General features: G+C 34.9%; 9 protein-coding genes and 1 pseudogene. 4 read left to right on the forward strand and 6 right to left on the reverse strand.

Features of this window, described 5'->3' with window-relative positions; genetic code table 11:
• Position 1: 1 nt before the first annotated feature.
• The 3 genes and pseudogenes from tilS to pssA all read right to left on the reverse strand — a co-directional run.
• Positions 2-1,267 carry a tRNA lysidine(34) synthetase TilS gene (tilS, locus tag CQA66_RS00535; protein WP_104762540.1) on the reverse strand — a complete coding sequence of 422 codons (1,266 nt, stop codon included), beginning with the start codon at positions 1,265-1,267 and terminating at the stop codon, positions 2-4.
• A gap of 2 nt (positions 1,268-1,269) precedes the next feature.
• Positions 1,270-2,733 carry an MATE family efflux transporter gene (locus CQA66_RS00540; RefSeq protein WP_199770424.1) on the reverse strand — a complete coding sequence of 488 codons (1,464 nt, stop codon included), beginning with the start codon at positions 2,731-2,733 and terminating at the stop codon, positions 1,270-1,272.
• 109 nt (positions 2,734-2,842) lie between these two features.
• Positions 2,843-3,592, reverse strand: a pseudogene (gene pssA, locus CQA66_RS00545) (CDP-diacylglycerol--serine O-phosphatidyltransferase); the annotation flags it as partial.
• 331 nt (positions 3,593-3,923) lie between these two features.
• On the opposite strand from pssA, the gene CQA66_RS00550 reads away from it, so the two are divergent.
• From CQA66_RS00550 to CQA66_RS00560, 3 genes are all read left to right on the forward strand, one after another.
• Positions 3,924-5,396, forward strand: coding sequence for an SLC13 family permease (locus CQA66_RS00550; RefSeq protein ID WP_104762667.1), 1,473 nt, complete (start codon positions 3,924-3,926; stop codon positions 5,394-5,396).
• 392 nt (positions 5,397-5,788) lie between these two features.
• Entirely contained in the window at positions 5,789-6,409 is a 621-nt protein-coding gene (locus CQA66_RS00555) for a hypothetical protein (RefSeq protein WP_104762542.1), read from the forward strand.
• A 55-nt stretch (positions 6,410-6,464) separates the two neighbouring features.
• Positions 6,465-7,940, forward strand: a complete 1,476-nt coding sequence (locus tag CQA66_RS00560) for a phosphomannomutase/phosphoglucomutase (protein WP_104762543.1) — start codon at positions 6,465-6,467, stop codon at positions 7,938-7,940.
• A gap of 313 nt (positions 7,941-8,253) precedes the next feature.
• Here CQA66_RS00560 and CQA66_RS00565 read toward each other — a convergent pair whose 3' ends face one another.
• The 3 genes from CQA66_RS00565 to CQA66_RS00575 all read right to left on the reverse strand — a co-directional run bounded on the left by CQA66_RS00565 (position 8,254) and on the right by CQA66_RS00575 (position 10,163).
• Entirely contained in the window at positions 8,254-8,829 is a 576-nt protein-coding gene (locus CQA66_RS00565; RefSeq protein WP_104762544.1) for an adenylate kinase, read from the reverse strand.
• A gap of 123 nt (positions 8,830-8,952) precedes the next feature.
• The gene (locus CQA66_RS00570) at positions 8,953-9,855 is read right to left on the reverse strand and encodes an FkbM family methyltransferase (protein WP_147289187.1); all 903 of its coding nucleotides are present in this window, start codon (positions 9,853-9,855) and stop codon (positions 8,953-8,955) included.
• On the reverse strand, positions 9,819-10,163 hold the full coding sequence (locus CQA66_RS00575) for a hypothetical protein (RefSeq protein ID WP_115582516.1): 345 nt from the start codon (positions 10,161-10,163) through the stop codon (positions 9,819-9,821). The genes CQA66_RS00570 and CQA66_RS00575 overlap by 37 nt, the downstream gene beginning before the upstream one ends.
• Before the next feature lie 385 nt (positions 10,164-10,548).
• Between CQA66_RS00575 and CQA66_RS00580 the strand changes: the two genes are divergently transcribed.
• The gene (locus CQA66_RS00580; protein WP_104762546.1) at positions 10,549-12,948 is read left to right on the forward strand and encodes an MMPL family transporter; all 2,400 of its coding nucleotides are present in this window, start codon (positions 10,549-10,551) and stop codon (positions 12,946-12,948) included.
• Positions 12,949-12,958 lie beyond the last annotated feature (10 nt).

A 12,958-nucleotide genomic window follows, 5' to 3' on the forward strand; every position in this document is an offset into this window, starting at 1 on the left:
CTTATAGCAAACTATTGCGATACATAATTTGTCGTATTCTTTTGGGGATACGAGCCTTACGATATATTTCTCTCTGTTTTTTGGGTATAGAGAATCTCCTAGTATCCAAATCAGAATCTTCGAGCAAAAAAGCCACTTGGATATTAGGAGATTCTATCGGTATAGTTGTGCAATTGTCTCTATTATTTCCACTCATTTTGCTAGCCATCCAAATACCAACAAATAATAATTCTTCATTAATTCCTACAACAATCTTCCCTCCAATGACGCAATCTTTGCAATGATTTTTGACAGCCATAGTCAGCGAATCCGCACAGCCATGCGGATAGAGTATTGTCTGTACTTGTGCTTTTTGTTTAGCACTCATAATATAGCCAAGTCTCTTTGCCATAATATCAATAGCATAAATTTCTTGTGCTAAGACGTGTTGCGCATTTTGTTTCTTTATCCTTTTGCAGTAGAGTAAATCCCCGTCAACACAAGTGATATAATCACGATATAACATTGCTTTTTCGTTATGTAGATAAGTAAAAGATCGAATGATTCCTTGTGTGCAATCTTGCATAAAGAGATTCTGTAACGAATTGCGAAAAAGATTCCTTTTATGCAGAGTATTCGTATTGCTACTATCGATAAAATAATTGATATTATGGCTATGATTATAAGCCAATAACTCCTGCTTCCTTACATGAATAAGCGGTCTTAGTAAGCAATAGGAAGTTTTATTAGTATATCGAATCTCCTTTTCTACAAAACCTAGCAAAGAATTAAGCCCAGATCCTTTAGTAAATTGCATAAAAAACCATTCGATTTTGTCATCTAAATGATGCGCTAGAATCAAATTATTATAGGAATAAGTCTGAATAAGAAAAGCAAAAAAATCATAACGTATTTTCCTTGCTTGATGTTCAAAATTAGAATCTAAAGGCTGCACGATGAGGTTATACCGATAACAATCCACAGACTTAGCAACAAGGCTAAAAGATTCTAAAAGACAATAAGAATCAGAGGGAGCATAAGACTTGACATAATCTAACGTCAAAAGATAACAAGCCTTCTTATAAGTTCTTGCAAGCTGCTTTGCATATTCCACTTCTTGCTTGCTTTGTGTTCTTTTTGCATAATCAACTATCGCCACATCAAAAGGAATTGTATGGTTTTGCAAGATAAAAAACAAGGCACTAGAATCTATTCCGCCAGAAAATGCCAAAAGATTCTTTGCATTTTGCAATACCTTAAGACTTGCACGAGAGAGAGAAATCTGCATAATTAATGCTTCTTTTGATATTGAAATAAACCAAATTTAATTTCATAAAAAAGAATCACGATACTTGCAAGTAAAGCAAAAATTTGAGAAATTGGATAAGCAATATACGCTCCTTGCAACCCGTAATAATCCGCCATAAATGGCAGCAAAAGAGCCAAAAAAATAAGCGTATAAGACATAGTTACAAAAAACGCACTCAAAGGTCTTTGCAAAGACTGCAGATAAAGAGCGATAATAAGATTCGCACCAAGGAAAATAAATCCAGAAAAGTAAACACTCATAGCCTCTATGCTTTGCGCTTTGAGCAAGGAATCTTGCAAAAACGCCATAGCGATTTGTTCCCGAAATACAAGAAACAACAAATACACACTTAGAGCTAGTACAATTTCCACGACAATATAGAATCTCAATAGATTTTTTAAGCGAATAAAATTGCGTAAGCCATAATTAAAGCTAGCAATTGGCTGAATAGATTCTGCTAAAGCAAGTAAAATAGTAAAGAATCCAAAGCCGGAATACAAAATCGCACTATACACTGCAAGCGCATCTTCACCGCCAATTCGTTGCAATGTGCGATTATACAGCCACATAATAAAAGCCACACTCACTTCACTTAGCGCATACGGAGAGCCAAATTTGCAAGAACGTAGAATATATCGCAAACGAAAGGTTGTAATAAAATACAAATCCCCTTTCTTATCAAGACAGATTCTAAGTAACTCAAACAACGGAACTAAACACTGAAAATGAGAATGTCTGCATTGAACCCTAAATTTTTCTAACCGTTGAAGCAAGGACTCTCTTGGGATATAATGCACCAAAAGTACCAATGTGCCAATGATATGCCCTAGCACTGTGGCATAAGCACTGCCTATGATTCCAAATTCCCAGATAAAAAGGAAAAAATAATTCAAAACAATATTGCTAATTGCCCCTAAAAACATTGCGAACATCGCGAAACGTGGTCTTTTATCATTAATCACACAAATATCTAAAATAGGATGTATAAGTATTCCAAAAAGCCCATATCCTATGCCTCGTAAGTATTCTATACTCATTTGCTCTACATGACTAGAGAGTCCCTTTGCAAACCACAGAAGAAACTTCTCGGGATATATGCCAAGTAATAATCCCAATACAATGGACAAAGGAAAAATAAAATAAAAAATACTACTAAAAATAGCGCGCGCTACTTGTTTTTTATCCTTTGCAAGATAATAACTAATCATACTTGAAGCACCTAGCCCAAGCATAAGAGAACAAGCCATAAACAAAGGAAAGATTGGCCATACCGCAACAATTGCTTTCATTGCGTCATCACCCAATTTTTTATCCACAAAGATTCCATCTACTGTGGAATAACTTGCCATAGCAAGCATCGCTAAAAGCATGGGAACAAAATAATTAAGGAAAAGCTTAAAAATACTATCATTTGCCAAATCAAGCTGGCTAGAATGCGTATTCATAAACGAATCCTCAAGATTTAGGAGTGTTAGAATCTTTCTCTGAAGTAAGGTTTGTCATCGCCACATCTTTATCGTGTACAGAATCTGCATAAGTAAGTAATGTAACCGTCGTTGATTTTTTCCTAAAAAGAATTTTAAAGACGATAATAAACAACCAACGCAATACTCCATACAACATATAAAGACTAAAGACGGCACAGAGCGTAAGCGAAGTCTGCGCGATAACAAGAGCCAAGAGAATAAGAATCACAATGAAATATTTGAGATTCCATTTGAATTTCTTAAAGCTAGGATAACGAATATTGCTTACCATAAGAAGGGCGATACAAAAAGCAAGTACAAGGAACAAATAAGAATGCGTTCGCAAGAATGTAAATAAACCAAAAACAGCAAATTCATTATATTCAGTTACTAGAATCCACAAACAGATGATAGCTGCCGCGGAAGGTATTGGTAATCCAACAAAAGAATTAGTTTCAACATTTGTTGTAATATTGAATCTTGCAAGTCTAACAGCCCCTAAAACGACAAAAAGTCCACTAATCGCGATACCGTATCGACCATATTCATGCCCGACATAAAAATACAATAAGACCGCAGGAGCTACACCAAAAGCAACAACATCAGCTAAGGAATCAAATTCTACGCCGAATTTACTTGCGGTATTGGTTAATCTAGCCACTCGTCCATCTAAACCGTCTAAAATCATTGAGAAAAGAATACACCAGCAAGCAAAAATAAAATGTTTAGGATTATCTGCTATTAAGGCTTTATGCGCCATAAAGATAGCCATTATGCCCATAAAAATACTAGCTGCTGTAAATAAATTAGGGAGTATATAGAGAGGATTGAGTTTCATGATAGGCTCTTAAATATAAAATAAGTAAATATTCTTACATTTGCTTAAGTATTTTAGCAATGTAATATTACTAGAAGATTGGAAAACTATTACTTTAATATTATATTGTCCTGCACTTATGGTTTCTTGAAACATTTTAAAAGTTACAGACAGAGATTTTTACTCATTGATGGCAACTATTGCTTTAAATGGCAATATATCGCATAAGGGACATGAAGCACGGATTCTACAAAGCCAAGCTTCGCAACAAATTGCTCTTAATCCCTCTTTAGGATTATTAAATTTGAGTATAATCCAAAATTTAATTAACCCAAAGTCATCAGGGATTTCTATGCAGCAACATCATGAAAATAATGAAACCACGACAAAGCAAACTTGTTCTACGGCTACAAACCTACAACATGATTCGGAGGCGAATGCAACAAGCCAACAAACAATCAAATGGGGCAAGACCTTTATAGGATTAGGTACTGCCATAATTGCTGGTATTCTTGTTTACTTGTTTGCTCTCTACTACTTACACGCTTCTCTTAAAATATCCACGCTTATTGGAATCATCGCTTTTCTTGTAACCTTATGGACCAATAAGGCATTGCCTATGGGTGTTGTCTCATTGCTCCCTATTATTTTATTTCCAAGTTTTGGAATACTCGATACAAAGAGTACAACCTCTAACTACGGTAATCCTATTATATTTTTATTTCTTGGTGGATTCATGATTGCCACCGCAACAGAAAAAATAGGATTGCACCGCGTAATTGCTAAGGTTTTCCTCTCCAAATTCCCTAAGAATCCACAAGGAGTCATTGCCGCGTTAGGAGTCGCTGCTACCGTGCTCGGAACAGCCCTCTCTAATTCCACAGTAGCATTGTTGTTGCTGCCTGTCGCTATGTCTATCACTCAAGACAAATTTCTACAAACGCGCTTCCTTTTAGCAGTCGCATTCGGGGCTAGCATTAGTGGTATCACAACACCTATTGGAAGTCCACCAAACCTCATTTATCTGGGATTCCTAGAATCTCAAGGATTATCAGGTATCAGTTTCACAACTTGGATTTTTATGATGTCGCCTTTGACTGTGCTTATGCTTTATGCCATGATTAAGATTCTCTCTTTTAATACAAGAAATCATGAATTAAATCTTTCTATCTTTGAATCTATCACGATTACTATGGAACATAAGCGTTTGCTTGGTTTTATTGCATTGTTGCTTGCGATTTTATTGATTAATTCGCCTATTCGACCTGTCTATGACGGCTTAGGTTGGAATGAAAATATTATTCTGCTTGCATTTGGCTTAATGATGTTTCTACCTAAAATTGGCTTTTTAAACTGGGATGATTCTAAATCAATACCTTATGAAATTATTTTCTTGTTTGGTGCTGGATTCTGTATTGCAATGGCTTTTTCACAAGCAGAGCTCGGCGGTGCGTTCCAATCATTCTTGCAGCAATTTGCTAACTTACCGTTTATTCTCATCGTTTTACTCTCATGTGTAGGGGCAATTATTGCGACAGGATTCCTTTCTACAACTGCACTTATTGCTATTTTGCTGCCTATCATTAATGTGGCAACTTCAGGATTCCTCAACGACACAGAAAAGATTTTACTCATGCTTGTTGTAACGATTTGTGCAAGTTTCTCATTTATGATTCCAATTAGCACACCGCCAAATGCCATAGTGTTCTCGCAAGGTGGAATCAAAACGTGGGATATGGTAAGGTTTGGATTTATACTTAGTCTCGTTGGGATAGTTTGTGTTACTATTTTCTGCACTTGGTATTGGTGGAGCTTTATTATTTAACAATCAAATTGGCGATCCTCAACAAAAATACACAATTAGAAATATAATCAAATAATAAACTTGTTTTCTAAGCACATCAATGTAAGATATTAATAAAATAATAAGAATTGAAGTTACCTGTTAAACATTCATAATACAGTTTCTTTGCAATACTCATGACTTAGGGCAGCAATTCTAAAAAATAGTCTCTAAGGTAATCTCTAGCAGGCAAGACGATTAAAGTAATAACTATCCTAAATTCAATATTTGGATTCCAAATCAAATCTCTACCTAGAAACGTAGTGCAAATTTTTATTAAATTGAATTTTATGAATAGTTCTTGATGTTCTGTAAATTGAAATCATATAGAATCAAACGGCAAATCATACGATACAAAACCACAAAGGAGGATCATGCTGATTTTTAGTAGCTTAGATACGTCAAAGCAATTTATTGAAATTACTGATTATGCGGATTGTAAAACTCTCATGGCAGATTCCTATGCTTTCATTCGTATTGATAATTATCAAAAGTTAGAATCTTATTTTCTGCTTGGTGCGGAATTGAAAAAACAAGAAATCGCCTATATGGTGCTGCTAGACAAAGAAGCAAAATTCATGATTAATGAATTTGATAGCACTACACTTTCCCATACTAGCAGGCAATATCCAAACTCCCAAAGCTATCAGAATCTAGCCACAAGCAAGGATTCCCATTTGCCACTCAATCTCATCATTGTAATGTTTGCGCATTTGGGTGCTAGCTTTTGTCTAATAGACAACAGAAACTTTTCTCTTTTGCCGTTTGCACAAAGTCTTGTTAATCATTATTTATTGGATATAAAGATTCTCGCGCTTGTAGATTCTTATCAAGAGCTTCAAAATCTCCATTTATGGAGACCAAGCATATCAGATTCTTATCAGGACTTGCAACACGCAATAATCGGAATCGATGGCATTGTTGAGAAAAATCTTTTGACATACAAAGCACTAACTCCCAACGCACCAACTCCAATAACTAAAATCTGCAACTAATGGCATAGTAATTATATGGTACAATAATTCGTGCAAGTTTATAGAAGGACTAGTCATGTCAATATTTCGAGAGTATGATATTCGCGGTATTTTTCAACAAGATTTAACACAAGACGTAGTTTGTAAAATAGGCTATCTGTTAGGAAAGATTATCAAGCAGTACGACAACAAAGTAGCAATCGGCTATGATGCAAGGACGCATAGCCCTATCCTGTTTGATTGGCTCGCTTCTGGCTTTACAAGTGCGGATATTACGGTATATAATCTTGGTATGATTCCTACACCTGTTGCTTATTTTTGCACATTTACAACGGATATTACAAGCTCCATAATGATTACTGGCTCACATAATCCCCCAGAATACAATGGCTTTAAAATCACTATTAATCAAGCACCTTTTTACGGCAAAGATATTCAACATATCGCTAGAGTACTTACAAGTACAACCTTTGCAATCAAGCCTACACAAAGTATTGAAAGATTTAGCTTGTTGCAAGACTATATAAAATTTATCAGCAATGAATTTGCGTTTCTAAAAGGTTGGAAAGAAAAAATTGTTTTTGATTGTGGTAATGGTGTGGCAAGTTTGGCTCTACAAAAGATTCTACAAAACCTTCAATTGAACTCTATTAACCTCTATTTTGAGCCAGATGGTAATTTCCCCAATCATCACCCGGATCCTAGTGAAGAGAAAAACCTCATTGCTCTCAAACAAGCACTACAACAACATAATTTACATATTGGAATAGCCTATGACGGAGATGCCGACAGGGTAGGACTTATCTCACAGAAACATAACTTCAAAGGAGATGAATTAGCTATTCTTTTTGCCAAAGATATTGCGACAACGACACCGAATCCTATTGTAATAGGTGAAGTAAAATGCTCTCAAATCATGTATGACTATATCAACACAATAGGAAAAGCCGTAATGTATAAGACGGGACACAGCAACCTAAAAGTGAAACTTAAAGAACTCAATGCAGCTCTAGCTTGCGAAATGAGTGGGCATATATTTTTTAATGATAGATATTTTGGTTATGATGATGCGATTTATGCAAGTTTTAGAATCTTAGAATTAATTTATAAAGCAACGCAACATACAACATATCAATACGCAATGCTGCCACTCGAAGAGATGATTTCCTCTCTCCCCCAAAGTTACAGCACCGCTGAAGAGAAAATCGCTGCAACTGAAGAGAACAAATTCCAAATTATTGCCAATCTGCAACAAACACTGATAAAACTACAAGAACAAACACGAGTCGATTCTAATGATAAAGAATCATCTGCCCCATTTATCAAAGAAATTATTACGATTGACGGCGTACGCGTTATTTTCGCGCATGGTTGGGGTCTTATACGCGCTAGTAATACATCTCCCGTACTTGTTACGCGCTTTGAAGCTCATTCAGAGGAATATGTAACGTATTATAGAAATTTTCTTATTGGATTATTACAAAAAGAGCAAGCACAATTTAAGTGCATGGAATCCGAGAATATTCAAAAAACTCGCAACCAACATTTATAGAATCCCTTTGAACATAACTATGAGATTCTAATACGAGATTCTTCAATAGCGAATTCTTAGACTAACAAGAGTCCACTTCTTAAGATAATGCAGTAATAAATAACCCGTCCCATGTATATATCTATGTATATCTACCATTGTCTTTACTTGTTTTAATAATGCTCAAACTAACGCTACCAAGCAACTAAAAGTAAAATTCATTCTATTTGCAATAAAAGTAGGTTTTTGAAAACCTGCGATATGTATGTTTCAATAATTAAACGTGGTACTAACTAAATTATAAAAAGCAATCTTTAGTGGTATAAAATAAATTCTATATTGCAAGCTTAGATTGAATAAAAGTCTGCATTTCAGTAACAATCTCTTCAATACTTCTTTCACCATTAATAACATGCAAGATTCCAGCTTTTGTATAAAATTCCTGAATCTCTTTTAACGGAGTAAGATAAACATTCATACGATTCTTAAAAACTTCCGCATTATCATCAGCACCTCTTGCGCGTCCTAACACTCTGTCTTTAGCGACTTCCTCACTGACTTGCACTTCAATCACGTTAACAAGCTGTACTTTGGAATCTTGCTGCAAAACTTTATGTAACTCGAGCATTTGTTCTACACTTCGAGGGTATCCATCAATAAGGATTATATCTTTTGGGGAATTATTAATCGCCTTAACAATTGTTTTTACAACAATCTCTAAAGGCACGAGATTACCAGCACTTGTAAAACCTTCAATGATTTTGCCCTGCTCGCTGCCGCTAGCTATTTCAGCGCGAAGTAAATCACCCGTAGAATAATGCGCGATATGGTTGTTTGCTGTGGCAATTCTCTCTGCATCAGTTGTTTTACCGCTACCTGGTGCGCCAATAATTAAAAATAATTTTTTCATGAATTCTCCTTAATAAAGCATCTTTGATATAACCCTAATTATATAGTAGAAATGTTTGAAATACTTATCTTGAGAACTTTTTAAGAGAATTTTGGAGAGAATGTAGTAATATCAAGCATTTTCCTAAGAATCAATTGCCCGTCCAAACAACACGGTTTCACAAATTCCCAACGAGAAATGATCACAATAAAATTCATAATGCGGTAGAATCGTTTTAAGATACAGCGGAATCTCATAGTAATCAGTATCGCTATGATAAAGACAAATAGCTATTTTGGGATGATATTTTTTTAATGTTTTTTCTGCCCCTTTTAGTGCTTCCAACTCACTACCCTCAATATCCATTTTGATAAAATCCACTCTTTCTATTTTGCCTGTATTGACCAAGTCGTCAATGCTCGCAGTCAATGCGTAGTCTTGATTTGGTTGAGAATCCATACTGACTCTAGAGCCACCACCGCTACCTGTATGATAGACTTTTGTCTCAGAATTAGAATATAGCGCGTTTTCGAATAAGGTAATATTCGCAATGTCTGGATTCAGCGCGAGATTCTGATGTAATACCTTGAGATTTCTTGGATTAAATTCAAAAGAAAACACTTTGCCGCTCTGCCCTACTTTTTGAGCAAAATACAATGCTGTATCCCCATAACAAGCTCCGCCATCAATCACAAAATCGCCCTCTTCTGCGTAGATTAAATGCCTATAAGCATACTGCTCTAAAATGCAATTAACAAATACACCGTATAAGCTATAATAGAATTTATATGTTCCTAAATTACAAATTTTGCTATGTGATAAGTCAATATAATACAGAGTTCCACTATCCGAAGTAAGAGTTTTTGTTGTATCCACACAAGAAGCAAGTAAATAATAATACTTCCAAATATGTTCATAAAAGTGAATAAAATAAAGCCCCTGAAAGCTTGAATGTCTCTTTAAAAGAGAGCTTAATAGAATCATTTTACTATATTCATCAGATAGAAATTCTAAAGTTTTATTAATCTTTTGCACGTCGTATCGCACATAAAATTCCAAGAGGACTTGCTGCCCCCCCCCCCCGTAACATTACGTGCTTCATTTATACCTTGAAAAATATTTTCCTTTGTATCAGGCAACCTATATATCTCATATTCTGAATATTGATAGGCTCGTGAAAGCTGCACAATAGCTAACAGACGTTTATACAAAACAGTGCGCCTTATAAACAACAAAGGCAATGGAGCAAGGATATTGATAATGCGATCTCTGGCTTGCCGCCTTACTGTCTTCACTGGAATACAGCAGGTAAAAATTTTAGCGACATGAATAAGCAATTTATAAGCAAATTTCATAATATTCCTTTTGATGTTACACAGTGATATATTATCACGTAGTCTTGAACATAACGCATTATGTCTTTTCAGATTATTTTACCCATAATGATACAACTATGAAAGAATCTCAATGAATAACTGATTTGATTCAATGTAAAACATTGCCAAATCAGTTATCAAACAAATAAAATCATACGGCTCGAATTATGCAGCAACTCACACATTATTATCTTGTACGTTACTGCACAGCAACCTTCAAACTCAAAAGCTTATTGTTTTGTGTTCTTATTTCTCACTATATTCTAAAAAGCCCAGTAAGGTAACACTGATATTAAATATTTGAAGTTTAACAAAACAATAAGTCCAAATACTATATAATGTAATTTTCACAAAAAGGGAAGTGATGATTCGTTTTGTCAACGTGCTATGCTTGTTTTTGGGACTTAGTATAATTTTTCTTTTTTTTTACAAAGGAAAAATCACAATTACCCAAGAAGTCCTTGATTTATTTCCCGTAACAGAAGAGAGAAAAATCGTTGATGTTTATCAGAAATTTTCCCACTCTCGCTTTGTTATGGTTGCTATCAAAGGATTCTCACAAGAAGCAAGCGAAAAATTAGATTCTTTTTTAACAGAAATCTCTAAGCTCGATAATGTCGCGTATGTTGAAAGAGAAAGAAAACCTAGCAACAAACTACAAAATTTTATCAATGAATATTACTATCTTATCGCCACACCCAACTCTGCAGAATCCAATCAAGATTCTCAAGATTTTTATACGCCAAAACTACTCACACAAGCACAGATAACCAACAAACTGCAAACAGGCATAACAAGCCTCATAAACACTCAAACCAATTCTACAACTTCACATCCCGCACAATCAAGCGAAGATTCTAATTTACCGTTCAATCCTTTAGACCCTCTTAATTTTTTTACCTTACAGCAAGATTCTCTCAAAAATCTCATAATTCAAGATTACGTCTATATGGCACTAGTAGAGCTAAAAAGTCTCGATAGCAAGGCAATTACAGCAACCCTAGAAGAATTTGAACGAATCAATAAGCAATATCCAGAGATACGTTTCTTCTCATCTCATTTTATGAGTGTCAAAAATCTTTCATTGATTCTTTCAGAAGTAAACTATCTCTTAAGTTTTTCGTCATTAATCTTCGTAGTGTTCTATTTCCTTATCATCCGTATCCCGCTCTTAACCATTAACACTATTTGTACTTTAATTTTCTCAAACACCATTGCTATATTGATTGTTTCCTATGTCTATCCTAAAGTAACAATTATGGCACTTAGCTTTGGTATGGGTATTAGCAACATTGCCATTGATTACATGATGCATCATAATTTCTTTAGCCTCTATGCACAAAAAAAGCCTGTATTTAATAAACCCGTATTCTATGGCTATATAACGACACTTGTAGGTTTTGGAGTGTGTTTATTTATCCCCTTCCCGCTACTCTCACAGCTTGCTTTATATGCCATCATTTCTCTTAGTATAAGTTATGTATTCTTTGCGTTTGTTTATCCGAGAATAGGCTTTAGCGAACCTAGATTGTTTATGCGAATGTCAAATCTACGATTCCCGAGTATTTCTAGTTATGTATTTTTAGTCATCTCATTGATTTTTTTTACTATCGGAATAACAAATCTCAAGCTTGATTTTGACCTCTCCAAATTAGATTATCAAAATAAAGAAATGCTACAAGAACAAGCTTTCTTTGATAGAGCCTTGAGACAGGACAATCTTGATATTCTCTTGAGCAGTAGTAGCGTTGACGGGCTGATTACTTTAAGCAAAATCCTACAAAAAACATTAGATTTGCATCATTCCAAATTCCATAAACAAGATTCTATGCGCGACTTCATTCCTTTATCAATACTCCCTACACAAAGGCAAATTACGCAGAATGTAGCTTTCTTACAATCTAAGGAAATGCAACAAAACAAAGCTATCTTGCAACAAATTATTCCACAAATGCAAAAAACCCTACAAAAGCGCAACAACACAAATGATATAAACGTTCTCCTCAACCTCATCGCTACAAGCTATGAAGTAAAAGAGATTCCAACTCTCGATAAAAACTTCTTAACAGATTTAGGATTCAATATCGTTGCAGATACCAAAGACGACATTGCGACACGCGCGAATGAAACACAATCTTCGCAAGATTCTACAACATATCACTATTTAGTATCAATTCCTAAAACATATCTCCCATTTATTCAAGAAATACGTAAAAATATCCAAGAATCAGAATTTACATCAACAGATTCTCTTACCTTACAAGAAAAAGAATTATTAACAACACAACATGCTAATATCGAAACACGTTCCTTGCAAAGTATTATAAATTCTATCACAGAGAAAATCTATGAACCTATGCTTATCATCTTAGCAGTTGCCTTCTGTCTTATGACTTTGACTTTACTCTGGACGGCTAAAGGCGCGTTTCTTGATTCATATATATTTATTCTCTTTCCGCTATCGAGTGCTCTTTTTGTTGTATCAACGCACGGAACGCTTAATCTTATGCACTTATTTGCTTTGCTTATTCTAGTTGTTGTAAGTGTAGATTATGGAATCTATTCTGTCAAAGAAGGCAATAATCCTCGCACCGCACATGCTATATTTTTCTCTAGCATTACCACAGGTTTGTCTTTTGGTATTTTGATTGTTTCACAAACAAAGGCTCTCAACTCCTTTGGTGAAATCGTCTTTGTTGGTATGAGCTGTGTACTTCTTTTGCTTGTTTTTCACAAACCAATTCATAAACAACTAAGCTTTTAGATTCAATAAA

It is taken from the genome of Helicobacter aurati, from assembly GCF_003364265.1.
Lineage (GTDB): Bacteria > Campylobacterota > Campylobacteria > Campylobacterales > Helicobacteraceae > Helicobacter_A > Helicobacter_A aurati.

Excerpts from the sequence above, each read along its gene's own strand:
- tilS (WP_104762540.1), bottom strand. The coding sequence starts at position 1,267 with ATGCAGATTTCTCTCTCTCGTGCAAGTCTTAAGGTATTGCAAAATGCA.
- CQA66_RS00540 (WP_199770424.1), bottom strand. The coding sequence starts at position 2,733 with ATGAATACGCATTCTAGCCAGCTTGATTTGGCAAATGATAGTATTTTT.
- CQA66_RS00550 (WP_104762667.1), top strand. The coding sequence starts at position 3,924 with ATGCAGCAACATCATGAAAATAATGAAACCACGACAAAGCAAACTTGT.
- CQA66_RS00555 (WP_104762542.1), top strand. The coding sequence starts at position 5,789 with ATGCTGATTTTTAGTAGCTTAGATACGTCAAAGCAATTTATTGAAATT.
- CQA66_RS00560 (WP_104762543.1), top strand. The coding sequence starts at position 6,465 with ATGTCAATATTTCGAGAGTATGATATTCGCGGTATTTTTCAACAAGAT.
- CQA66_RS00565 (WP_104762544.1), bottom strand. The coding sequence starts at position 8,829 with ATGAAAAAATTATTTTTAATTATTGGCGCACCAGGTAGCGGTAAAACA.
- CQA66_RS00575 (WP_115582516.1), bottom strand. The coding sequence starts at position 10,163 with ATGAAATTTGCTTATAAATTGCTTATTCATGTCGCTAAAATTTTTACC.
- CQA66_RS00580 (WP_104762546.1), top strand. The coding sequence starts at position 10,549 with ATGATTCGTTTTGTCAACGTGCTATGCTTGTTTTTGGGACTTAGTATA.